Annotated in this window: 17 protein-coding genes; 8 read left to right on the forward strand and 9 right to left on the reverse strand. The window is 64.2% G+C overall.

Annotated elements, in window-relative coordinates; genetic code table 11:
- Positions 1 to 4 precede the first annotated feature (4 nt).
- Positions 5 to 1,939 (reverse strand): autotransporter assembly complex protein TamA, encoded by a 1,935-nt coding sequence (locus tag WHT83_RS20210; RefSeq protein WP_406872206.1) that lies wholly within the window; start codon positions 1,937 to 1,939, stop codon positions 5 to 7.
- 283 nt (positions 1,940 to 2,222) lie between these two features.
- Here WHT83_RS20210 and WHT83_RS20215 point away from each other — a divergent pair, with 283 nt between their 5' ends.
- The 7 genes from WHT83_RS20215 (at position 2,223) to WHT83_RS20245 (ending at position 14,413) form a co-directional block, all read left to right on the forward strand.
- Entirely contained in the window at positions 2,223 to 7,694 is a 5,472-nt protein-coding gene (locus WHT83_RS20215; protein WP_406872207.1) for an MG2 domain-containing protein, read from the forward strand.
- A 167-nt stretch (positions 7,695 to 7,861) separates the two neighbouring features.
- Complete coding sequence (gene pbpC, locus WHT83_RS20220) at positions 7,862 to 9,961, forward strand: penicillin-binding protein 1C (RefSeq protein WP_406872208.1); 2,100 nt, start codon at positions 7,862 to 7,864, stop codon at positions 9,959 to 9,961.
- 5 nt (positions 9,962 to 9,966) lie between these two features.
- The gene (locus WHT83_RS20225; RefSeq protein WP_406872209.1) at positions 9,967 to 10,359 is read left to right on the forward strand and encodes a hypothetical protein; all 393 of its coding nucleotides are present in this window, start codon (positions 9,967 to 9,969) and stop codon (positions 10,357 to 10,359) included.
- 218 nt (positions 10,360 to 10,577) lie between these two features.
- On the forward strand, positions 10,578 to 11,606 hold the full coding sequence (locus WHT83_RS20230; protein WP_406872210.1) for a sulfate ABC transporter substrate-binding protein: 1,029 nt from the start codon (positions 10,578 to 10,580) through the stop codon (positions 11,604 to 11,606).
- 18 nt (positions 11,607 to 11,624) lie between these two features.
- Complete coding sequence (gene cysT, locus WHT83_RS20235) at positions 11,625 to 12,476, forward strand: sulfate ABC transporter permease subunit CysT (RefSeq protein WP_108607566.1); 852 nt, start codon at positions 11,625 to 11,627, stop codon at positions 12,474 to 12,476.
- On the forward strand, positions 12,469 to 13,353 hold the full coding sequence (gene cysW, locus WHT83_RS20240; protein WP_108607565.1) for a sulfate ABC transporter permease subunit CysW: 885 nt from the start codon (positions 12,469 to 12,471) through the stop codon (positions 13,351 to 13,353). The genes cysT and cysW overlap by 8 nt, the downstream gene beginning before the upstream one ends.
- 13 nt (positions 13,354 to 13,366) lie before the next feature.
- Positions 13,367 to 14,413, forward strand: a complete 1,047-nt coding sequence (locus WHT83_RS20245) for a sulfate/molybdate ABC transporter ATP-binding protein (RefSeq protein ID WP_108607564.1) — start codon at positions 13,367 to 13,369, stop codon at positions 14,411 to 14,413.
- A 105-nt stretch (positions 14,414 to 14,518) separates the two neighbouring features.
- On the opposite strand, the gene WHT83_RS20250 is transcribed toward WHT83_RS20245, so the two are convergent.
- The 3 genes from WHT83_RS20250 to WHT83_RS20260 all read right to left on the reverse strand — a co-directional run bounded on the left by WHT83_RS20250 (position 14,519) and on the right by WHT83_RS20260 (position 15,748).
- Complete coding sequence (locus WHT83_RS20250; RefSeq protein ID WP_108607563.1) at positions 14,519 to 14,998, reverse strand: pyridoxamine 5'-phosphate oxidase family protein; 480 nt, start codon at positions 14,996 to 14,998, stop codon at positions 14,519 to 14,521.
- 57 nt (positions 14,999 to 15,055) lie between these two features.
- Positions 15,056 to 15,250, reverse strand: coding sequence for a hypothetical protein (locus WHT83_RS20255; protein WP_108607562.1), 195 nt, complete (start codon positions 15,248 to 15,250; stop codon positions 15,056 to 15,058).
- Between the two features lie 204 nt (positions 15,251 to 15,454).
- The gene (locus tag WHT83_RS20260) at positions 15,455 to 15,748 is read right to left on the reverse strand and encodes a DUF1236 domain-containing protein (protein ID WP_108607561.1); all 294 of its coding nucleotides are present in this window, start codon (positions 15,746 to 15,748) and stop codon (positions 15,455 to 15,457) included.
- Positions 15,749 to 15,991: 243 nt separating this feature from the next.
- Between WHT83_RS20260 and WHT83_RS20265 the strand changes: the two genes are divergently transcribed.
- Positions 15,992 to 16,165 carry a hypothetical protein gene (locus WHT83_RS20265; RefSeq protein ID WP_159091637.1) on the forward strand — a complete coding sequence of 58 codons (174 nt, stop codon included), beginning with the start codon at positions 15,992 to 15,994 and terminating at the stop codon, positions 16,163 to 16,165.
- Between the two features lie 169 nt (positions 16,166 to 16,334).
- Here WHT83_RS20265 and WHT83_RS20270 read toward each other — a convergent pair whose 3' ends face one another.
- From WHT83_RS20270 to WHT83_RS20290, 5 genes are all read right to left on the reverse strand, one after another.
- Entirely contained in the window at positions 16,335 to 17,429 is a 1,095-nt protein-coding gene (locus WHT83_RS20270) for an amino acid ABC transporter permease (protein ID WP_406872211.1), read from the reverse strand.
- 1 nt (position 17,430) lies between these two features.
- Complete coding sequence (locus WHT83_RS20275) at positions 17,431 to 18,579, reverse strand: amino acid ABC transporter permease (RefSeq protein WP_183260255.1); 1,149 nt, start codon at positions 18,577 to 18,579, stop codon at positions 17,431 to 17,433.
- Positions 18,580 to 18,647: 68 nt separating this feature from the next.
- The gene (locus tag WHT83_RS20280) at positions 18,648 to 19,667 is read right to left on the reverse strand and encodes an amino acid ABC transporter substrate-binding protein (protein WP_108607557.1); all 1,020 of its coding nucleotides are present in this window, start codon (positions 19,665 to 19,667) and stop codon (positions 18,648 to 18,650) included.
- A 313-nt stretch (positions 19,668 to 19,980) separates the two neighbouring features.
- On the reverse strand, positions 19,981 to 20,451 hold the full coding sequence (locus tag WHT83_RS20285; protein WP_406872212.1) for a hypothetical protein: 471 nt from the start codon (positions 20,449 to 20,451) through the stop codon (positions 19,981 to 19,983).
- 1,966 nt (positions 20,452 to 22,417) lie between these two features.
- Complete coding sequence (locus tag WHT83_RS20290; RefSeq protein WP_183260246.1) at positions 22,418 to 22,615, reverse strand: hypothetical protein; 198 nt, start codon at positions 22,613 to 22,615, stop codon at positions 22,418 to 22,420.
- Between the last annotated feature and the right edge of the window lie 182 nt (positions 22,616 to 22,797).

The raw sequence follows: 22,797 nt of genomic DNA on the forward strand, positions 1-22,797 counted from the left end.
GTGGTCAGAACGCCTGGCCGACGCCGGCATAGATGCCGTAGCTCGGGTCGCCGGGACCGGGATTGAGCGGCACGGCCACGTCGACGCGCAGCGGGCCGAAAGGCGTGAGGTAGCGGACGCCGATGCCAGCGCCGACCTTCACGGTCGAGAAATCGGGGAACTGCCTGGTCGAGACGGTGCCTGCATCGATGAACGGCACGATGCCGATCTTGTCGTTGTAGGCGTAGCGCATCTCGATCGAGGTTTCGGCATAGGACAGCCCGCCGGTCGGCTTGCCGTCGGTGTGCGGGCCGATACCCTGATAGGCATAGCCGCGCACCGAACCGCCACCGCCGGCATAGAAGCGCCGGTCGGCAGGCACGTCCTCGACGCTGGCGCCGAGGATGGAACCCATGGCGACGCGGCCGGCGAGCACGAAGCGGTTGTCGGCGCCGAGCCCGTAATAGGCCGAGCCCTCGCCCTTGAGCTTGACGAACATGTTGCCGTTGAGCGCGTCGTAGGTCGGCTCGGCATAGGCGAGCGCACGGAAGCCGCGCGTCGGGTTCAGCTTGTCGTCGCGGTTGTCATAGACATATTGCAGCGGCAGGCTGACCAGGAGGTAGCGCTTGCCGTCGGGATTGAGCGCATCCTCGATGTCGGAATAGTCGACCGCCACCGAGCCGGAGACGGTCTGCTCCTTGGTCAGTTCGTAGGACAGGCCGACATTGCCGCCGATCGAGAAGCGGTCGTAGGCGTCGGGATGCTCGGACACCGCCTTGAGGTTGGCGAAGAACTTCGAGGCCGGCCCGATGACGCCCGGCTTTTCGAACATGATGCCGGCATTGTAGTTGAGGTCGCCGAGTTCGGTGGTGTCGCCGATGCGGCTGATCGAGCCGCCGATACGCAGCTTTTCGGCACGGCCGAACAGGTTGCGATGGCCCCAATAGCCCTCGATGCCCGCGCCCTCGGTGTTGGAGAAGGTGGCGCCGGCGCCGAAATAGCGCATCTTGCGTTCGCTGACGCGGACGTCGATGGGGATCTCGCCGGCCGGATCGAGCGCCAGCGCCTCGTTGATCGACACCGAGCTGAAGACTTCGAGCGCCAGCAGCCTGTTGCGCGCGTCGTCGATCTCCTTGGGTGAATACTGCCGCCCGCGTTCGAGACCGGTCATATAGACGGTGAAGTCGCGGTCGACGGCCTCGGTGCCTTCGACCGTGGTTTCGCCATAGCCGGCGATCGGCCCCGCTGCGACATCGAGGGTGACGTCGAGCGTGGTGGTGGCGTGGTCGGCGACGATGGTGCGGCCGACGACCTTGGCCAGCGGCCGGCCCTCTTCCTTGAGCGCGCGGACGATCCCGGCTTCCGCCTTGAGGATAGCGTCGGAATTGGCGTTGCCGCCGGCGATCAGCCCGAAATCGGCGCCGCGGATATTGGCCGCGTCGCCCTTGAGCACGACGTCGCCAAGCGTGAACATCGAGCCGGGCTGGATCGTCACCGTCACGGGGATCGGCTGCGGACCGTCGAACACGGCGTCGAGCTGCAGGTCGTCGAGCCGCTTGCCGGCGATGGTGATGTCGACGACCCCGTCATAACGCGCCTTGGAGAACAGGGCGGCGATCAGCCGCTCGCGGTCGTTGCGCGCCTTGGCGAGCAGGCCGAGCGAACCCGATACCGGCCGCTCTTCCTCGCCCTTGAGCGTAGAGGCGTTTTCGAGCGCCTTGGTGAGATCGTCGTCGCCGCCGACAACTTCGAAAGTGACGGCATAGTCGAGCGGGTCGACGACATCGGCGTCTTCTTCCTCGGCCGATCCCCAGAGCCTGATGCCGAAGATTTCGAAGGCCGCCGCCTTGTGCGTTTCGGCGGCAAGTATCGTGGTAGACAACAGCGCCGCCACACCCGCGCGCCAAAGCACGCGAGCGCCTGTTGGACTGTCGATTCCACGCATACGCCGCACAAACATCAAGCCAAGGTAACTCCCAATCCTAAAATTGGAATGAAGTTTCTGTGTTTTCGTAAAGCAGCCACAATCGATATGTCAGAATTGGTTGGGCGAATGAATGACAGCCGGGATAGGGATTCGGGTGTGTTCATCGGGGCGATCCGCATGGCCGGGCAATAACCATGCACAGCGTCCATGACAAGCAATTTAGCGCGCTGGGCCAAGCCCGGCGGCTTCCGTATTGACTGTGCGGCGGCAAGCCTGAACATGTCGCGTGAAGCGACGACGAGGGTGTTGGAGGGATATGACGATGCGTGCGGCGCGTGCTTTTCCGGTTTTCGTTCTGCTCTTTCTGGCCTGGACATTCGGAGCGCTGGCGGCCGAGCCGCGGCGCATCGTGACCACTGAAAACAGCGATTATTTCGGCTTCGACCTCAGGTCCGAGCAGAACGTGACGCTCGACCAGTGCGAGACGTCGTGCCTCGGTGATTCGTCGTGCCGCGCCTTCACCTACAACACCAAGGCGAAATGGTGCTTCCTCAAGTCCGACTTCGCCGTCGTCAAGCCGTTCACCGGCGCCATCGGGGGCAAGGTCGTTCCGGTCAATGGCGATCCCGACATCGGCGCACCGGCCGAACTGTCCTTCTTCCCGGCTTCGATGGCCGACGAGGCCCGCCAGTATCGCAACGCATTGACCGATGGCTCGGTGGCCATCGGCGAGGAAGGGCTCGCCGCGCTCTCCGCCGCCGGCGATAACGCCCTGCTGCAGGGCGATCCGCGCACCGCGATGCAGAAATTCCGCACAGCTGCCGCCATCCTGCCGGACGACGTCGCCATCTGGACCCGCCTCGCCCGTGCCGTGATCGGCGTCCAGCCGGCCAATGGCGACGAGACCGCCGCGCTGCAGCGCGACGCGACGTCGGCGGCCTACAACGCATATCTGTTGTCGCGCACCGCAAAAAGCCGCGCCGAAAACCTGTCGCTGCTGGCGCAGGGGCTGGACCGCCGCGACATGTTCCGCCCGTCGCTGCAGGCCTATGAGGCGAGCCTCGCGCTCGACAATTCGGCATCCGTGCGCGCCGCATACGAGGACCTGAAAGCGCGGAAAGGCTTCCGCGTCGTCGAGCACACGATCGATGCCGACACCACCTCGCCGCGCGTCTGCGCCCAGTTTTCCGAGGCGCTGGTCAAGACGGGCGTCGACTACGCGCCCTTCGTCACCATCGACGACGCTGCCCCCAAGGGCATCGAGGCCAAGGACAAGCAGATCTGCGTCGAGGGCCTCGAGCACGGCAAGCATTATCGCGTCAGCTTCCGCTCCGGCCTGCCGGCGGCGATCGGCGAAGTGCTCGAAGCACCCGTCGTGCTGTCCGTCTACGTCCAGGACCGGGCCCAGTCGGCCCGCTTCACCGGCGACAGCTTCGTGCTGCCCGCCTCCGCCCGCCGCGGCATCCCGGTCGTCTCGGTCAACATGGAAGCGGCCGACATGAAGCTCTACCGCGTCGGCGACCGCTCGCTGGCGCAGTTGCTGTCCGGCTACCAGTTCCTGCGCCAGCTCGACGGTTATGACCTGTCCAGCATCTCCGACCAGATGGGCGAGCCGGTCTGGGAAGGACAACTGGCGATCGTCAACGAACTCAACAAGGAAGTGACGACCTCCTTCCCGGTCGACGAGGCGCTGCCCGAGCGCAAGCCCGGCGTCTATGTGCTGACCGCCCAGCCGATCGACGACAAGAGCGACTCCTGGGCGTCCAAGGCGACCCAATGGTTCGTCGTTTCCGACATCGGCCTGTCGACTTATACCGGCCAGGACGGGCTCAACGTGTTCGCCCGCTCGCTCGGCTCGGCCAAGCCGATCGCCGACGCCGAACTGACGCTGCTTGCCCGCAACAACGAGATTCTCGGCACCGCCAAGACCGACGCCGAGGGCCGCGCCACCTTCAATCCGGGCCTCACCCGCGGCAATGGCGGCATGGCACCGGCGGTGCTGATGGCCAAGCAGGGTGACGCCGACTTCGTCTTCCTCGACATGACGCGCGCCGGCTTCGACCTGTCCGACCGCGGCGTCACCGGCCGCGCCGCACCCGGCGCGCTCGACGTCTACGCCTGGACCGAACGTGGCATATACCGCGTCGGCGAGACGGTGCATGCGGCGGCTTTGGCGCGCGACGATGCCGCCAAGGGCGTCGACAATTTGCCGCTGACCTTCATCTTCACCCGTCCCGACGGCGTCGAGGACCGGCGCATCGTCAGCCAGGGCGGCAAGTCGGGCGGCCACGCCGTCGACCTTGCGTTGTCCTCCGCCGCCATGCGCGGCACCTGGACGCTCGCCATCCACACCGACCCCAAGCAGCCGGCTGTTTCGAGCCAGATGTTCCTGGTCGAAGACTTCGTGCCCGACCGCATCGAGTTCACGCTGACCGCCGATCGCAGCGAGATCGCCGCAGGTGAAACCGCCGAGGCCACGATCGACGGCCGCTTCCTCTATGGCGCGCCGGCTGCGGGCCTGGCGCTCGAAGGCGAAGTGACGCTGTCGACCAAGCGCCAGTGGGACGCCTTCAAGGGCTTCTATTTCGGCCTTGCCGACGAGCAGGAAGGCGAAGCCACCCGCATTCCGCTGACCGACCTGCCCGTCGTCGGCGACGACGGCAAGGCGACGTTCCCGGTCAGCATCGACCAGTTGCCGTCGACGACCCGACTGGTCAACGCGGCGCTCACGGTGCGCATGCGCGAGACCGGCGGCCGTGCCGTCGAGGAAAAGCTCGACATCGGCATCCGCCCGCAGGCGACGATGATCGGCATCCGCCCCGACTTCTCGGGCGAGGAAGTGCCGCAGGGCGGCACCGCCAAGTTCAGCCTGATCGCCGCCGAACCCGGCGGCCAGCGCGCGGCACTCGCCGGCGCGCAGTGGTCGCTGGTCAAGGTCGAGCGTAACTACCAGTGGTACCGTTCGGGCAGTTCGTGGAACTACGAGCCGGTGACCTTCACCAAGTCGGTCGCGACAGGCCAGGTCGACCTCACCGCCGACGGCGAGGCTACGGTGTCGCTGCCCGTCGACTGGGGCCGCTACCGCCTCGAGGTCGAGACATCAGATCCGGCCGGCCCAGCGACCAGCTACGAGTTCGATGCCGGCTGGTATGTCTCGGCGACCTCGACCGAGACGCCCGATGGCCTCGAAGTCGCGCTCGACAAGGACAAATACGCCGCCGGCGAGGTTGCCAAGCTCCAGGTATCGCCGCGCTTTGCCGGCGAGCTCCTGGTCACCGTCGGCGCCGAAAAGCTGCTGAAGACCATTGCCGCGAGCATCCCCGAGGGCGGTGCTACCGTCGACATTCCCGTAGGCGAGGACTGGGGCGCCGGTGCCTATGTGACGGCCACGCTCTACCGTCCGGGCGAGGCGCAGGAATCGCGCATGCCGGCCCGTGCCATCGGCCTGAAATGGCTTTCGGTCGATCCCGCCGACAAGAAACTCGCCGTTGCGCTGACGCTTCCCGAAAAGACCGAGCCGCGCAAGACGCTGTCGATCCCGGTTGCGGTGACGGGGGCTGCGGCGGGCGACAAGGCCTATGTCACGGTCGCCGCCGTCGACGTCGGCATTCTCAACCTGACCAACTACAAGGCCCCTGACCCCGAGAACTGGTATTTCGGCCAGCGCATGCTGGGGCTCGAACTGCGCGACCTCTATGGCCGGCTGATCGACGGTTCGCTCGGCGCCATGGGCAAGCTGCGCACCGGTGGTGACGGCGCGGCCCTGACCTCGCAGGGTAGCCCGCCCAAGGAAAAGCTGGTCGCCTTCTTCTCCGGCATCGTCGAGCTCGATGCCGACGGCAAGGCGACCGTCGACTTCGACATCCCGCAGTTCAACGGCACGGTGCGCGTGATGAGCGTGGCGTGGACGAAGAACGCGGTCGGCCACGCCACCGGCGACGTGATCGTGCGCGATCCGATCGTGCTGACGGCCGGCATGCCGCGCTTCATGGCGCCGGGCGACTTCGCCGAGATGACGCTGGACATCGCCAACACCGATGCGCCGGCCGGCGAGTATGCGCTCACCGTCGAGACGACGGGCGACCTGTCCACCGGCAGTGCCGCCCTGCCCGAGAAGGTGACGCTGGAGCCGGGCAAGCGCCAGACGGTGAAGATCCCGCTGATGCCGGTGACGGCAGGCACTGCCGGCCTGACGATCCGGCTCGCCAATACGGAGGGGCTGACGGTCGAACAGGAGCTTTCCTTCCCCGTGCGGCCCGGCCAGTTGCCGGTGACCACGCGCATGGTGGTCGACCTTTCGCCCAACGCCTCGCTGCGCATCGACAGGGAGCTGCTGGCCGCAAGCCTGCTCGACGACGCCCATGTCAGCGTCGGCGTATCGCAGGCATCGGCCTTCGACGTGCCGTCGCTGCTGATGACGCTTGACCGCTATCCTTATGGCTGCGCCGAACAGACGACGAGCCGGGCACTGCCCCTGCTCTATGTCAGCGAGCTCAGCGCCGAGGCCGGCATGGCTGACGACCCGGAACTGCGCGAGCGCATCCAGGGCGCGATCTACCGTGTTCTCAATTACCAGTCCTCGTCGGGCAGCTTCGGCCTGTGGTCGCCCGGTTCCGGCGACCTCTGGCTCGACGCCTATGTTACCGACTTCCTGACCCGGGCGCGCGAGAAGAACTTCGACGTGCCCCAGGGAGCGATGATGCAGGCGCTCAACAACCTGCAGAACTCGATCGGCTACGACGTCGATGTCGAGGACCGCGGCTCGGAGATCGCCTACGCGCTCTACGTGCTGGCACGCAACAAGAAGGCCTCGGTCGGCGACCTGCGCTACTTCGCCGACACCAAGCTCGAAGCCTTCACCAGTCCGATGGCGGTGGCCCAGCTCGGCGCCAGCCTGGCACTCTATGGCGACGGCCAGCGCTCCGAGCAGACCTTCCAGTCCGCAATCCAGCTCGCCAAAGCAACAACCGAGCACAACTGGTACCGCTCGGACTATGGCTCGCGCCTGCGCGACGGCGCCGCCATGCTGGCGCTCGCCGCCGAAAGCAAGCCGGTACCCTCGGTGATCCCGGCGCTGGTCAAGATGGTGGCGGCCGACCGCGCCGCGGCCAAGTGGACCAGCACCCAGGACGACGCCTGGATGCTGCTGGCAGCGAGGGCGCTGAAGGCCGGCAATGACGCGATCTCGCTCGACGTCAACGGTGCCGCCCACAACGGCGCCTATTCCGAACGCGTCGACGGCGCCGACCTGCTGGTCAATCCGATCACCATCGCCAATACCGGCAAGGACCCGCTGCAGGCGGTGGTGACGACGGTCGCCGCCCCGGCACAGCCCCTGCCCGCCGGCGGCGACGGCTTTACGATCAGCCGCACCTACTACCGGCTCGACGGCAGCGAAGCCAATGTGACGGAGGTCCAGCAGAACGAGCGCTTCGTCGTCGTGCTCAAGGTCAGCGAGCTCAACGACTGGCCGTCGCGCGTGGTGGTGGCCGACATGCTGCCGGCAGGCTTCGAGATCGACAATCCGGGCCTGGTCAACAGCGCCAACCTTTCGAATTTCTCGTGGCTGGAGCAGACGCAGGCCGCACATCTCGAATTCCGCAACGACCGCTTTGTCGCCGCCATGGAAAGCGGCGAAGGTGCCGACCAGGAATTCACGCTTGCCTATGTCGTGCGCGCAGTGACGCCGGGCGTCTATGCCCACCCGGCGGCCAATGTCGAGGACATGTATCGCCCGCAATATTCGGCGCGTACGGCCACCGGCATGATGGAGGTGAAGGTGGAGTGATCCGCCTTCGGATGCCCATGTCTCGCGAAAACGGTCGCCCGAAGCGCCGCCCCTCACCCTTACCCTCTCCCCGTGAAGAACAGGGAGAGGGAGGCGTCGGCGCTGCGGCCGCCCTCCTTCTCCCCGTGCTTACGGGGAGAAGGTCCGGCAGGGGATAAGGGGCAGCTATGCGCCCGACGGGAAAAACACTGCGAAGACTGCTGCTCTCCGGCGCCACCCTCGCTAGCCTTGCCGCCCTCGCCGTCGGCGGCCTGTTCGCGCTCGACCGTGCGTTCCCGCCTCCATTGCCCGAAAAGCTCACCGTCTCGGCCGAAGTGCTCGACCGCGACGGCCAGCTTTTGCGCGCCTATGCGACGCCGTCGGGCCATTGGCGGCTGGGCGTCGGCCTCGACCAGGTCGATCCGCAGTTGGTCAAGATGCTGGTTGCCTATGAGGACAAGCGATTCTGGGATCATGAAGGCGTCGACCTGCTGGCGCTGGGGCGCGCAGCCCAGCAATTCGTCACCAACGGCCGCATCGTCTCCGGCGGCTCGACGCTGTCGATGCAACTGGCGCGGCTGATCGAGCCGCGCGAGCAACGCAGCCTTGCCTCGAAGCTGAAGCAACTCGCCCGCGCCATGCAGATCGAGCGGCGGCTATCGAAAAAGCAGATCCTCGAGCGTTACCTGACGCTCGCACCCTATGGCGGCAACCTTGAGGGCGTGCGTGCAGCCGCCCTCGCCTATTTCGGCAAGGAACCGAAGCGGCTCACGGTTTCGGAAGCAGCCCTTCTGGTCGCCCTGCCGCAACTGCCCGAGCGCCGCCGCCCCGACCGCAACCCCGACAACGCGCAGGCCGCGCGCGACCGTGTGCTCGGCCGCATGGTGACGGCGGGCCTGCTCGGCGAAAGCGAGGCCGCACGCGCCGCCCTCGACGACGTGACCGCCACGCGGCTGGCGCTGCCGGCACTGGCCCCGCATGCCGCCGATACCGCCTTGCGCAACCAGCCTGGCACCGACCGGCACCAGCTGACCTTGCGCAGAAGCGTCCAGGAAGGGCTCGAGGCCGTCGCACGCGAGGCGGCCGCCCGGCTCGGGCCACGCATCTCGGTGGCCATGGTGATGGCCGACGCCATGACCGGCGAAATCCTCGGCGAGGTCGGCTCGGCCAGCTTCCTCGACGCCTCACGTTCGGGCTGGATCGACATGACCCGCACCGTGCGCTCGCCCGGCTCGACGCTGAAGCCGTTCATCTATGGCCTCGCCTTCGAACAGGGACTGGTGGCGCAGGAGACGCTGATCGAGGACCGGCCCGCCGATTTCGCCGGCTACCGGCCCAAGAATTTCGACATGAGCTACCAGGGCGACGTTTCGGTGCGACAGGCACTGCAGCTGTCGCTCAACGTGCCGACGATCCGCCTGCTCGACGCGGTCGGGCCGCAGCGGCTGACTGCGCGCTTCCGCCAGGCCGGCATCACTCCGCAATTGCCGCCCAACGAAGTGCCTGGCCTGGCCATCGGCCTCGGCGGCGTCGGCGTGACGCTGCGCGACCTCGTCCAGCTTTACACCGGGCTCGCCAATGGCGGCCGCGCCAAGATTCTGCGCGATGGATCGGAGACGGCCACGCCCCCTCCGCTCGCCAACGGAACGGTGCTCGAGGAACAGGCGGCCTGGCAGATCGGCGACATTCTTTCCGGCGTGAGGCCGCCGGAGGGAGCCGCCAAGCGCGCCATCGCCTACAAGACCGGCACCTCCTATGGCTACCGCGACGCCTGGTCGATCGGCTATGACGGCCGCTACGTGCTCGGCGTCTGGGCGGGACGGCCGGATGCCGGTGCCGTGCCCGGCCTGTCGGGATATGTTTCGGCAGCACCCATCCTGTTCGAGGGCTTTGCCCGTTCCGGCCTGCCGGCGATGCCACTGCCGCGCCCGCCGGCGGGAACGCTGCGCACCGCCCGCGCCGACCTGCCGGTGACGCTCGAACGTTTCTCCACCTCAAGCGAGCTGCCGACAGTTGCGGCAGCGATTACCGAACCGGCGCCGCAGATCGTCTTTCCGCCCGACGGCGCCCGCGTCGAGCTGGGCGCTGCGACGGACGCCGCATCGCCGCTGGTGCTCAAGCTGCAGGGCGGCCGCGCGCCGTTCCGCTGGCTCGCCAACGGCAAGCCGCTGGCGGCCCTGGCGCGTCGCCGCGAGGCAACATGGCAACCCGACGGTACGGGCTATTCAACGCTGACAGTGATCGACGCGGCGGGCCGTGCGGCGAGCGTGCGGGTGTTTGTGGAGTAGATGATTTGATCTCTCGGCTGGACATGTTCGACGTGCTTATGGAGGTCGACCCGACATTCCAGCCGGTTTGGGACGCGTTTGCAGACAAATGGCGCGACCAAACCGAACTGCCACTTTACCTGGCCCTGGGAGATTTGGCGCGACACGTGATTGGCAAGCTGGAGGGCGGCCAGGTCCGTGAACTTCAGCATATATTCGCAGTCGTGGAACGTTGGCTCGCCGACGGCGATGAGCTCGTACGGGAGGCGACAACGATCGGGCTGCTGGAAGACCTCCAAAACCGGAACCTCCATAAGACCACATCGCCGGATCAACTGAAGCAGTGGCTGGGCCCGCGCAGCGCAGCGCAATGGATCGAGGTTGAAAGATTTTGGTCGGGGCAAATCGCCAAGGCCTGACTGCCCTTGCCTCCCCCGCCAACTCCCCTAGCTGTCATCGCTTGTGGCGAACGTTCATATCGCCCGGGCCGGTCAGGACTTTTTGAGCGAGCAAAAAAATTTCCGACGGCCCGGCAGCTCGCATGAAATTTGCCCATGCGGCGCGAAATTCGGAACATTCGCCGCATCTAATTTCTACCAGTTCGATAGAGTAGAACCATATTCGAACGGAGGCGGAAATGACCACTTCACGCAGAACGGTACTTCTCTCGGCGCTGCTGGCCGGCGCGGTTCAACTCGGCGGTCTGGGCTTTGCCCATGCCGATACCACGCTCCTCAACGTCTCCTATGACCCGACCCGCGAGCTCTACAAGGAGTACAACGAGGCCTTCGCCAAGCACTGGAAGGCGGAGAGCGGCGAGACCGTGACGATCCAGCAGTCGCATGGCGGCTCCGGCAAGCAGGCGCGCGCCGTGATCGACGGGCTCGACGCCGACGTGGTCACGCTGGCGCTGGAAAGCGACATCACCGCGATCGTCGAGAAATCGAAGAAGATCAATCCGGACTGGCGCTCGAAGCTGCCCAACAACGCCTCGCCCTACACCTCGACCATCATCTTCCTGGTCCGCAAGGGCAACCCCAAGGGCATCAACGACTGGGGCGACTTGGTCAAGGACGGCGTCCAGGTGATCACGCCGAACCCTAAGACCTCGGGCGGCGCACGCTGGAACTACCTCGCCGCCTGGGCCTGGGCCAACGGCCAGTTCGGCGGCGATGAAGCCAAGATCAAGGAATTCGTCTCCAACCTCTACGCCCATGTGCCGATCCTCGACACCGGCGCCCGCGGCTCGACCGTGACGTTCGCCGAGCGCGAACAGGGCGACGTGCTGCTGGCCTGGGAAAACGAGGCCTATCTGGCGCTCGACGAGTTCGGCGCCGAGAAGTTCGACATCGTCTTCCCGCCGCAATCGATCCTGGCCGAGCCCCCGGTGGCCGTGGTCGACGCCAATGTCGACGCCAAGGGCAGCCGCAAGGCCGCCGAGGCCTATTTGAACTACCTCTATTCGGCGGAAGGCCAGACCATCGCCGCCAAGCACCACTACCGGCCGTCCAAGCCCGAACTGGTGCCTGCCGCCGACCTGCAGAAGCAGGCCGAACTGAAGCTTGTCTCCATCGACGATCCGATTTTCGGCGGCTGGGCAAAGGCGCAGCCCTATCACTTCGGTGATGGTGGTATATTCGACCAGATCTACAAGCCGGCCCAGTAAGGCGAAGACCAGGACGACATGACATCAGCTCCCGCCAAGGCGGGGTGGCGGTTCAGACAGCCGAGCGTCATTCCGGGTTTCGGATTGACGCTCGGCTTCTCGCTTGCCTACCTCACGCTCATCATCCTGATCCCGCTTTCAGGCCTCGTCTGGCGTTCGGCCTCGCTCGGCTGGACCGATTTCTGGGCTATCGCCACCGACCGCCGCACCGTCAAGGCGCTTGAAATCAGCTTCGGCACGGCCTTCATCGCCGCCGCCGTCAATGTCGTCTTCGGCACCATCGTCGCCTGGGTGCTGGTGCGCTACCGCTTTCCCGGCCGCCGCGTCATCGACGCGATGGTCGATCTGCCCTTCGCGCTGCCGACGGCGGTGGCGGGCATCGCGCTGACGACGCTGTATTCGCCGAAAGGCTGGATGGGCAGCCTGCTGGCCCCGCTCGGCATCAAGGTCGCCTACACGCCGCTCGGCATCATCATAGCGCTGATCTTCATCGGCCTGCCCTTTGTCGTGCGCACGGTGCAGCCGATCATCGAGGAGATCGACAAGGAGGTCGAGGAAGCTGCCGCCACGCTCGGCGCCAACCGCTTCCAGACCATTTTCCGGGTGCTGTTCCCGGGGCTGGCGCCGGCCGTCATCACCGGCTTCGCGCTCGCCTTCGCGCGCGGCGTCGGCGAATACGGCTCGGTCATCTTCATCGCCGGCAACCTGCCCTACATCTCCGAGATCGCGCCGCTTTTGATCGTCATCCGGCTCGAGGAGTACGACTATGCCGCCGCGACCGCGATTGCCACGATCATGCTGGCACTGTCGTTCCTGATGCTGCTCATCATCAACCTCATCCAGTCGCGGACCCGCAAGCGCTATGGCTGATCCAGAGCTTTACCCCGCCGACGCCTATCACGAGCACGCCTCGCTGGCGGTGACCGAGCGGCCGCTGGCGCGCGCCGGACTGATGTTCGTCGCCTTCGCCTTCCTCGCCATCTTCCTGCTGCTGCCGCTGGTGGTGGTGTTCGAACAGGCGTTTTCGCGCGGCATCGGCGCGTTCCTCGAAGCCATCAACGAACACGACACCATCGCCGCGATCAAGCTGACGCTACTGGTCGCGGTCATCTCGGTGCCGCTCAACCTGGTGTTCGGTGTCGCCGCCGCATGGGCCATCGCCAAGTTCGAGTTCAAGGGCAAGGCTTTCCTGACCACCCTGATCGACCTGCCGTTTTCGGTGTCGCCGGTCATTTCAGGCCTGGTCTATGTCTTGCTGTTCGGCGCATCGAGCCTGCTTGGGCCCTGGCTCAAGATGCACGGCATCGTCATCCTTTTTGCCGTGCCCGGCATCGTGCTGGCGACCGTTTTCGTCACCTTCCCCTTCGTCGCCCGCGAACTGATCCCGCTGATGCAGGAACAGGGCACCGGCGACGAGGAGGCGGCACTTTCGCTCGGCGCCAATGGCTGGCAGACCTTCTGGCATGTCACCCTGCCCAACATCAAATGGGGCCTGCTCTACGGCGTGCTGCTGTGCAACGCGCGCGCCATGGGCGAGTTCGGCGCCGTGTCGGTGGTCTCGGGCCACATCAGGGGCATGACCAACACCATGCCGCTGCATGTCGAGATCCTTTACAACGAATACAATGCCGTCGGCGCCTTTGCCGTCGCGTCCGTGCTCGCCGGCCTGGCCCTGGTGACGCTTGTGCTCAAAACCCTTCTCGAGCTCCGCTACGGCGCCGAGATCGCCGCCACGCGCGGACACTGACAGAGGTCGACTGATGGAAGTTCGCGTTTCAAATGTGCGCAAGGAATTCGACCGGTTTCCGGCGCTGCGCGACGTCTCGCTCGACATCAAGTCGGGCGAGCTGATCGCGCTGCTCGGGCCCTCGGGCTCGGGCAAGACCACACTTCTGCGGCTGATCGCCGGGCTCGAACGGCCGACGCGCGGCACGATTTTCTTCGGAGACGAGGATGCCTCCAACAGGACCATCCAGGAGCGCAATGTCGGCTTCGTGTTCCAGCACTACGCGCTGTTCCGACACATGACGGTGGCCGACAACATCGGCTTCGGCCTCAAGGTACGGCCGTCGGCCAAGCGGCCGACCAGGGCGGAGATCCGCCGCCGCGCTTCCGAACTGCTCGACCTCGTCCAGCTTTCAGGCCTGGAAAAGCGCTACCCGGCACAGCTTTCGGGCGGGCAGCGCCAGCGCGTGGCGCTTGCCCGCGCCATGGCCATCGAGCCGCGCGTACTGCTGCTCGACGAGCCCTTCGGTGCGCTCGACGCGCAGGTGCGGCGCGAACTCAGGCGCTGGCTGCGCGAGATCCACGACGCCACCGGCCACACCACGATCTTCGTCACCCACGATCAGGAAGAGGCGCTCGAACTCGCCGACCGGGTAGTAGTGATGAGCCAGGGCCGCATCGAACAGATCGGCACCGCCGACGAGGTCTACGACACGCCGAATTCGCCCTTCGTCTACGGCTTCATCGGCGAGTCGAGCTCGCTGCCGGTCAAGATCGAGGACGGCCAGGTCTGGATCGCCGACCGGCCGATCGGGCTTGCCGCACCCGAACTTACCGATGGCGAGGCGACGCTCTACTTCCGCCCGCACGACATCGAGCTGCTCGACGAATGCAATGGCTGCATTGCCGGCACGGTGGCGGCGAGCCGGCGCGTTGCCGGCACCCGTCGGGTCGAACTGGAGATCGGCGGCGGCCGCGAACGCGTCGAGATAGAGCTGCCCGTCGGCCACCCCGCCGCCCAGAAAAGCCGGGTCGCGTTCCGGCCGAAGCGCTGGAAGGTGTTTCCGAAGGCGGTGGAGTAGCTGCGCAGGCGTATGGCCCCTGTCTCGGCGACCTCTGTGAGACGAGGCCCGCAACGCCGTCCCCGGGGCTCCTGTGGAACCAGCGGCTTGAGCGGGTCCTTCGCGTTACTTGAGGCTGACTTTTGCTACGCTATCCGCATAGTCCTGCTTGGGGTCGCCCAGGCCGAGGAACATCTTGACGCCGGCGACAAGGCTTGAGGCGTCAAGCCAAATCTGGGCGTCAGCCGGGTCGAAGCGTAGCAGACAGAGCTTGGGGTCATCCTTGCCCTTCTCGAACCAGGCTGCCACGAAGCGGTTCCACAGCCGGTCGATCGTATTGCGGTCGTTGTCGATCCTGATCGTCCCATGGATGGTTGCAAACAGGTCATGTTTCTTGGCGGCGTAGACGAGGGTTGCCTTCTTCGCGCCCGTCAGCTTTTCGGCAATCTCGGTATCCTTGGCAGTAAAGAAGTAGATGGTCTTGCGCTCGCCATCGAACTGCGCCGTCATGGGGCGCGGGTCAACTCCGGCGATGCCCACCATGACGGTCATGTCCGCGCGGATTGATTTCCAGAATTTTGCTTCAAACTCTTGCTTGTCGGTCATCGGGTCTCTCCGGTTCGCCAATTGGCCGGCGCTGTTGAGAAATTTCTGCCGAACTGTCTAAGCGCCTGCGGCGCGCTTTTTGAGCCGCCGGTCTCTCCTCGCCAGATGGGCGTCATGTCTCTGTCGCTCCGGAGAAGGCAGCAGCGGCAGGGGCTCTACGAGATCGAAACTGTCCGGCACGCTTTCGATGAACTCGCGGCCGATGCGGTAGGTGCAATATCCGAAAAACAGCAGTGCAAAGAGACGCAGCATACGACCTCCTTTTATGTTGCCTTCGCAACGCGAGGCGCAGACCTCGTTCCCACAAGAATGCGATCGGCTTCGAGAAAGGGCGCTGCGGACGGCTGCAAAAGGGCCCGTCTTGGGCCGATTATGGGCCATGCCTAGCGGCGGAAACGCGGCCTGGCAGAAGGCGCCCTGATACAGGAATCCTGCATCAAGGCGGCCGCCCGTCGGTCAGTCCATGATGTGCACGACCTTGCGGGTCTGCGGGTCGATAAGAACGGTACGGCCGTCCATTACGACATACTGATACTTGTTGTCGGCAAGTGCGCCCGGCTTGAGGATATCAGGAACGATAGCTCCTATTACCAGCTCAAAGTTGGACGGGCGTTCGACGACCACCGGATTGGTTTTCACATATTCCCGGACTACGATCTCCTGTTCGGGGGTCACGATCACAGTCTGGGCAGTCGCGAATGCGGTTCCTGCGAGCAGGATGGTGACGGCAAGTGTGTTTCGGAAAATCATCTCGATACCTCCTGAGTTGATGTGTAACAACCGGTATGGACCGAAACGGTTCCGTGCTTGGTGCGCGAAGTCTGGCCGCCAGCTACATTGACTGCCGATATCCCAGACGAGTAGCTCGCCTGCCTCATAGGCTGGAGGTTGCAGGTTCAAATCCCGCAACCAGTCCTCATGTCGCAGGTGCGCGATATGGCATTTCACATGCGAGCGGTTAGATTGCGGGGAAAGAAGAAAGGATCGAGCCCCATGATCGAAGTCGTCCGAAAAAGGCCTGTGTTGGCGTTCATCGCCGCTACAGCCTCGGCTGCAGTGATAGCAGCAGGTGCCACCATCGGGGTTCTTCAAACACTCACCATCCTAGCGACAATCGGCACAGCGTTGGTGATGGGCGCACTCGTCATCGGGTCGTTTGCCAGGTAGGCTTGCGCCGCCGGCGCGTCGACGTCGACATCTCTTCGCACTCGACCCGCAATCCGTCTCGGCTGACATGCTAGGGGGCCGGCAGCCTACCGCGGCGCCGGCGCGCCGCGTCGAGCTCGAAATCGGCGGCAGTCGCGAACGCGTCGAGATCGAGCTGCCGGTCGGCAAGTTACCGATACGACGTGTTGAAGTGCCGCTCAAGGAAACGGCTGTAGGCCCCCATCAGCGCGCTGAACAGGAAGTAGATGGCGGCCGCGAAGACATAACCTTCGAGCACGGCGATGCCTTGCCAGTCGGGGTCGCGCAGGGCCGTGCGGACTGTGTCGAGGAAGTCGAGCAGGCCGATGATGGTCACCAGCGTCGTGTCCTGGAAAAACGCGATGAACAGCCCGACCAGCGCCGGGATGACCTTCTTCAGCGCCTGCGGCAGCACGATCTTGAACATGACCTGCCAGTAATGCAGCCCAAGCGCGCGGCCGGCCTCGAACTGTCCCGATGGCACGTCCTGCAGGCCGCCGCGTACGATCTCGGCGATGTAGGCCGCGGCAAACAGGATGATCGCCACCTGCGCGCGCAACAGCTTGTCGATGGTGACGCCGTCCGGCATGAACAGCGGCAGCATGACGGCCGCCATGAACAGGATGCTGATCAGCGGCACGCCGCGCACGAGCTCGATGAAGCCGACGCCGAGCACGCGTATCGCCGGCAGGTGCGAGGCGCGCGCCAAGGCGAGGCCGATGCCGAGCGGCAGGGCGAAGGCCAGTCCGACGAAGGACAGCATGAACGACAGCGGCAGGCCGCCCCATTTCGACGTCGGCACCGCTGTCAGGCCGAAGACCCCACCGGCCATCAGGACGTAGAGCAGCGGCAGGATGCCGATTGCCCAAGCCAGCAACAGCCCCCTGCCCCAGACACGCGGGATCATCGACAAACCGCAACTGCCGAGGAACAGGCTGAGCGCGACGAGCGGGCGCCACTGCTCCTCGAACGGGTAGAAGCCGAACAACATGTAGCGCAGCTTGTCGGCGAGGAACGGCCAGCAGGCGCCGGAGCTTTGCTTGCAGGCATCGGCGCCGCCGTCGAAGACGGCATTGAGGAACAGCCAGCCGAGCGCGAACTTGGCCAGGAGCAGGATGACGCCGCCGCAGACCAGCGTGACCAGCGCATTGCCCGGCGTGCCGAAATAGGCGGTGCGCCACTGCGAGTGCCGCGCCGGGCGGGCGACATTTGCGATCGGTGCGGAAAGTGCTTGGGTGTCGGTCATGTCAGCGCGTCTTCAGCGCGACACGCGCATTGTACCAGTTCATGAACAGCGAAATCAGCACCGACAGGCCGAGATAGATGCCCATGAAGATGGCGATGGTCTCCATCGCCTGGCCGGTCTGGTTCATGATGGTGTTCGAAACCATCACCAAGTCGGGATAGCCGATGGCGATGGCGAGCGAGCTGTTCTTGAACACGGAGAGATAGGTGTTGGTCAAAGGCGGGACGATCACCCTGAGTGCCTGCGGCAGCACCACCAGCCTGAGCGTGCGCGAGCGCGGCAGGCCGAGCGCCTGGGCAGCTTCCCATTGACCCTTGCTGACGGCCTGGATGCCGGCGCGGACGATCTCGGCGACGCTGGCCGACAGGTTTAGCATCAGCCCGACCAGCAACGCCACGAACTCCGGGCGGATCTGCAAGCCGCCGGTGAGGCGGAAGCGGCCGGCCTCCGGCGCACTCCACGACAGCGAGACCTGGCCGCTGGCCCAGACAGCAAGCACCGGCAAGATGAGCAGGATGAGCGCGACGATCCAGCCGGCATTTGCCTGGCCGCTGGCGATGCGCCGGCGCCGGGCAACACTGCGCACGACGAGTGCTGCGGCGATGCCGAGACCAAGTGCGGAAAGCACGAGTTCAAAACCGCTGTGCCATTCGAGCGATGGCACAGCCAGGCCGCTGTTGGACAAAAAGAAGCCGGGAAACAGCTGGATGGCCTGGCGGACGGGGGGAAACACCAGGATGATCAGGAAGTACCACAGGAACAGGTAGAGCAGCAGCGGAACGTTGCGCAGCACCTCGACATAGGCAAGCATCAGCCGGCTGAGCAGGGGATTGGCCGACAGTCGGCCGATGCCGACGAAAACGCCGATGATGGTGCCGAAGAGTGCTGCGAGGAACGACACCTTGATGGTGTTGATCAGCCCGACGAGGATCGCGCGGGCAACCGTGTCGGTCGGACCGTAGGCGATCGAGGTCTCGCTGATGGCGATGCCGGCCTGCCTGGACAGGAAGCCAAAGCCGGTGGCGATGTCCTGCCTGGCGAGGTTCGCACTCGCGGTGCGGTACATCACCCAGGCGGCGAGCAGCACCGCTGAAATGGCGACGAATTGGTAGAAGGCCGCGCGAAACCGCGTGTCGTTCAAAAACAGCATGAGCGCGCCGATGTCGTGTGAACAGGGAAGAAGGTCCGCGCCGGGTAACGGCGCGGACCTTGCAATTCTTAGCGGACCGGCGGCGCGTAGAGCAGGCCTCCGGCATTCCACTGCGTATTGGGCCCGCGCGTCATGCCGAGCTTGGTCTTTTCGCCGAGATTGCGGTCGAAGACCTCGGCGTAGTTGCCGACGCTCTTGATGACGTTGTAGCCCCACTTGTTGTCGAGGCCGAGCATCTTGCCGAGCTCGTCGGCACCGCCCAGCATGCGCTGGACCTCGGGGTCCTCGCTCTTCAGCATCTCGTCGACATTGGCCTGGGTGATACCCTTCTCCTCGGCCGCCATCAGCATCCACACCGACCACGAAACGATGTCGCGCCAGTTGGAATCGTTCTGCCGCACGGCGGGCGCCAGCGGCTCCTTGGAGATGGTTTCCGGTAACAGCACGTAGTCGTCGGGGTTGTTGGCGACAGCGCGGATCGACGCAAGGTCGGAACGGTCGGACGAGATCGCCTCGCAGCGGCCGGAGTAGAAGGCGGCGCGGTTCTCGTCGGGGCTCTCGAAAACGACCAGCTCGAACTTGCCGCCGATGGTGCGGAAGAAGTCGGTCAGGTTCTGCGAGGTGGTGGTGCCCGGCAGGGTGCAGATCGCGGCGTCGGTCAGTTCCTTGGCGGAAGCTACGCCGAGCGACTTGGGCACCAGCAGGCCCTGGCCGTCATAGAACACGGTCGGGCCAAAATCGATGCCGAGCGACGTCTCTCGCGAAAAAGTCGCCGTCGTCTGGCGCGACAGCACGTCGATCTCGCCCGACTGCAGCGCCTGGAAGCGCGTGTTGATATTGGTCAGGACGAAGTCGACCTTGTCGGGATCGCCAAACACGGCAGCCGCGATCGAGCGGCAGATGTCGGCGTCAAAACCCTGCATGCGGCCCTTGTCGTCTGCGGCGGCGAAGCCAGGAGTGCTGAGCGATACGCCGCAGATCAGCTTGCCGCGCGCCTTGACAGTGTCGAGCGTGGCCGATTGCGCGGCGGTGGCACCGACCATCAGTGCGGCGGTTGCGGCGCACAGCGCCAGGAATTTACGTTTCATGCTTCCCTCCCTCGATTGGCGATCGCAGGCCGCCGGCACCATTCTTCCCCCGGTGCCAACGTCACCTCGATCTGTCGCGGGGCTATGTATGCATATATTGTGTACGATGTGGAAGATGAGTGTCGTACAAAATGTATACGATAGTTGGCGATGTGGAAAAGATCGCAGAGCCACATGTCAGGCTGACGGCCGATGGCACGTGTGGGGCTCAGCGCAGCCGACACCCCGTTGGAAGGGCAACCTGCAGTGGCACCGGCCCGCGCCGCAAGGCAATCGGAATTCAGACTGTTCACACGAGGGACTGCGACGGCGGTCAGCCGGTGCAGGCTTCGGCCAGTTTGCGCACATGCGCACCGTCGTTCTCGTTCGGCGTGTAGGTGCCCATTTCCTCGCCGCCGACAAGCATCGTGAACCCGCCGACGAGCAGCTTTCCCAGTGCCGGTTCCATGGTCGTCAACCCGTCGAAGACATAGCGGCCGTTGTAGGTCTTGCCGGTGGCATCGATGGAATGGGTTGCGTCGCCGTTGCGCAGTTCGAGCTTGGCGCTTCGCCCTTCGCTCATGTCGCCGGACTTCGGGTAGAACGCGACGACAACATCCGAATATCCGGCGGTGCAGTTCAGCGACACGTCGACATCACCGGACGCTGGATCGTAATAGGCGAGCGTCAGTGTGGGCGACAGGTCGTCGTGCAGGAACCATCCTTTCGGGATCACCGACTGTGCGACGGCCGCAGAGCTTGCGACAGCAAGCATCACAAGTGAGGAGAGTAGTACCGCCTTCATGCCCACGCCCCTCGTGTATCTGGACAAGTAACCAGACGCGGCGCTGGCTGACAAGCAGCAGCGTTTCTCATCTGAGCTTATCGAGCGGCACCCCAACATTAACGGGGCAGGAAATCAAACATGTCTCGCGAGCAATAGGTCGGGTTCTAGGTGCAAGCGTGGTACACCGAATGAGGCATCAATAGAGCGACAGAAGAAGGTGGTAGCCCGGCGATACCCCATTCGAATGCATCCTTAATATGCTGGGCGCGCCGCAGATGCCAAACCCCGGCACCTCCCTGAACTTCTGGATCAAAGGGCACCCGAGTGATCGGGCGGGGTGTCTCCTAGCCCCCCTACAAGAAGCTCATTATCTCTTGATCTCTTGGCAAGACGGTTGCAACCCAGAGCGGTACTCGCAGATGAAGACTTGCCGCGTCGATGTGTTGTAGAGGAAAGCAGCAGGACCAGTCGCCATTCCCCAGTCACCGGTTGCTGTCTGCGCTGTTTCCTGTGATGCGAGGAGCCCTCCGACTACCATCGCTGCAGATAGAACTATCACGTGCCACGTCTTCATCTGTTCCCCCGCTAGTTTGATGTGATCGGGAGATTATCTCTAAGAGATCACTTTTGTATCACCCAACTGGAGTAGTTTCGCGACGATTCTTTTGTCAGGGTGGAGCAGCCCGGTAGCTCGCTTGGCTCATAACCAAGGGAACGGCTGAGCGCGATTGCGGTAACCACCGCATCCCAGCCCATCAGTCGTGAACACTGTTGATTCGAGGAGCTATGTATTCGCTGTCAGGGACAGGCAACGGCCCGTCCGTCTTAACGGTGGCGGCCCATGTCTTAAAGCTGCCGTTGCCGCCACGACAGTTGATAGTGGCCTGTCCGACATAAGGGGCACCATATTCGCAACTGCCGTATGCGGCGATCGCTCCCTGCCCGGGAGCCTCGAAAGCCATCTCGTAAACTTCAAGAACCGATCGGTACCCCTGCCAAAGCCGTGCGGTGCTTTCCCTTGCACGGAAGATTAGCTTTCCTCTCCCGGTCGAGAATTGAAGCGTCACGACGCCGTCGGACGTCCTAGTTCGCGTTACCTCACCAGTACAATCCGACAGCAAGTTCTCGTTGGCAACAACCAGCCTTTTGCAGATGCCTTTGACCGTCCATTCGCCGCTCTGCCCTGAAGGGGGAGTTGCCCATGATGCTGCGACGGCGGGGGTGAACACTCCAATCGCAACAGTTACAGCCAACTTTATTCGCATGTTGTCATCCGGGGTGGAGAGCGAGCGGTCCAGTCCGTTCGTCGCGTTGGTCAGAGGCAACTGACCGGACCAGCAGCAGCAGCGCGAGCAGCCTGATAGCACGCTACAATGCCCACCACGACTATGAATAGGTGAGCGGCGATCTTGAGGTGTATTGTGTTACGAAAGCGCGCTGTGAAAACCGAAACCGTCAATATGCAAATCGAGTAAGCCGCCGCCGCCAGGTAGGCAAGGGTAACTGGTGGAAAGTAGGTCGGAATAACGGGCCAACAACTGGCGAACGTATAGGGACCAGTGTTTTGGGCAGCGAGAACAGCAAGCAGCACCCAAGCTGCAGCGTGAACAAGAAGTAGCGGGTAGTTCAATGCACGCAACAACCAGAAATCCCCTACTGAAAACAACCCAAGGTAATCAGACGTGGCGCTAACTGGCAAGCATCAGCGCTTCGTCGCCGGGGAATGATGCTAAGTGGGCTTTGCCTTATTGAGAGCAGTGGTCCTTTGTACGAATGAAGTGTACTGGTAGACGGCTTTGAGTAGTTCTTTGGCAAGTTCGATTGCGAGTTCTGACTCTTCCTTGCCGATCTTATCGTAGTCTTTCGCCTCGATATGGGCGGCATCAGGACGGACACGACCACCCGTAAGTGAGCCATGTAGCGTCTGGCTCGGCCGAGCAATCGGTGTGGGCGGCAAGGTTCACGCGCTTTCCCGCCGGCCTGGTCACTCTTCGTCTTCGTCATACCCCAGCAAGGTCATCAACTGGTCGACCATCAGTTCGGCCACTGAGCGGTTGATGGCAAGCTCGACTGCCCCGTCGTCGGTTTCAAGATTGAGCAGGGCCAGTAGCGGCTCTTCGTTGACCACTTGCGTATCGACCTGAAGCACGCGGTTGGGCGCTGTGTTGGTCAGTCGCGGCATTCATTTGTTCCTCGTGGTGCAAGCTGGGCCTGAGCTACAAGCCCAGGCCGCCTTAGAATGAAGTCCGCCGCCGCTAATACAAGAGCGGCGATGAAATTGAGAACTAGAGAGCGAAACGGTTTGGGCATAGGGGGGCTCCTTTTGGTGAGCCCTACACTTGAGATGGTTGAGCAGACGAATTC

Origin of the sequence: Aminobacter sp. P9b (assembly GCF_045345995.1) — a bacterium.
Lineage (GTDB): Bacteria > Pseudomonadota > Alphaproteobacteria > Rhizobiales > Rhizobiaceae > Aminobacter > Aminobacter niigataensis.

Excerpts from the sequence above, each read along its gene's own strand:
- WHT83_RS20270 (WP_406872211.1), bottom strand. The coding sequence starts at position 17,429 with ATGACCGACACCCAAGCACTTTCCGCACCGATCGCAAATGTCGCCCGC.
- WHT83_RS20215 (WP_406872207.1), top strand. The coding sequence starts at position 2,223 with ATGACGATGCGTGCGGCGCGTGCTTTTCCGGTTTTCGTTCTGCTCTTT.
- WHT83_RS20250 (WP_108607563.1), bottom strand. The coding sequence starts at position 14,998 with ATGACCGACAAGCAAGAGTTTGAAGCAAAATTCTGGAAATCAATCCGC.
- WHT83_RS20290 (WP_183260246.1), bottom strand. The coding sequence starts at position 22,615 with ATGCCGCGACTGACCAACACAGCGCCCAACCGCGTGCTTCAGGTCGAT.
- WHT83_RS20280 (WP_108607557.1), bottom strand. The coding sequence starts at position 19,667 with ATGAAACGTAAATTCCTGGCGCTGTGCGCCGCAACCGCCGCACTGATG.
- WHT83_RS20275 (WP_183260255.1), bottom strand. The coding sequence starts at position 18,579 with ATGCTGTTTTTGAACGACACGCGGTTTCGCGCGGCCTTCTACCAATTC.
- WHT83_RS20255 (WP_108607562.1), bottom strand. The coding sequence starts at position 15,250 with ATGCTGCGTCTCTTTGCACTGCTGTTTTTCGGATATTGCACCTACCGC.
- WHT83_RS20230 (WP_406872210.1), top strand. The coding sequence starts at position 10,578 with ATGACCACTTCACGCAGAACGGTACTTCTCTCGGCGCTGCTGGCCGGC.
- WHT83_RS20265 (WP_159091637.1), top strand. The coding sequence starts at position 15,992 with ATGATCGAAGTCGTCCGAAAAAGGCCTGTGTTGGCGTTCATCGCCGCT.
- WHT83_RS20245 (WP_108607564.1), top strand. The coding sequence starts at position 13,367 with ATGGAAGTTCGCGTTTCAAATGTGCGCAAGGAATTCGACCGGTTTCCG.
- WHT83_RS20210 (WP_406872206.1), bottom strand. The coding sequence starts at position 1,939 with ATGTTTGTGCGGCGTATGCGTGGAATCGACAGTCCAACAGGCGCTCGC.
- cysW (WP_108607565.1), top strand. The coding sequence starts at position 12,469 with ATGGCTGATCCAGAGCTTTACCCCGCCGACGCCTATCACGAGCACGCC.
- pbpC (WP_406872208.1), top strand. The coding sequence starts at position 7,862 with ATGCGCCCGACGGGAAAAACACTGCGAAGACTGCTGCTCTCCGGCGCC.
- cysT (WP_108607566.1), top strand. The coding sequence starts at position 11,625 with ATGACATCAGCTCCCGCCAAGGCGGGGTGGCGGTTCAGACAGCCGAGC.
- WHT83_RS20285 (WP_406872212.1), bottom strand. The coding sequence starts at position 20,451 with ATGAAGGCGGTACTACTCTCCTCACTTGTGATGCTTGCTGTCGCAAGC.
- WHT83_RS20260 (WP_108607561.1), bottom strand. The coding sequence starts at position 15,748 with ATGATTTTCCGAAACACACTTGCCGTCACCATCCTGCTCGCAGGAACC.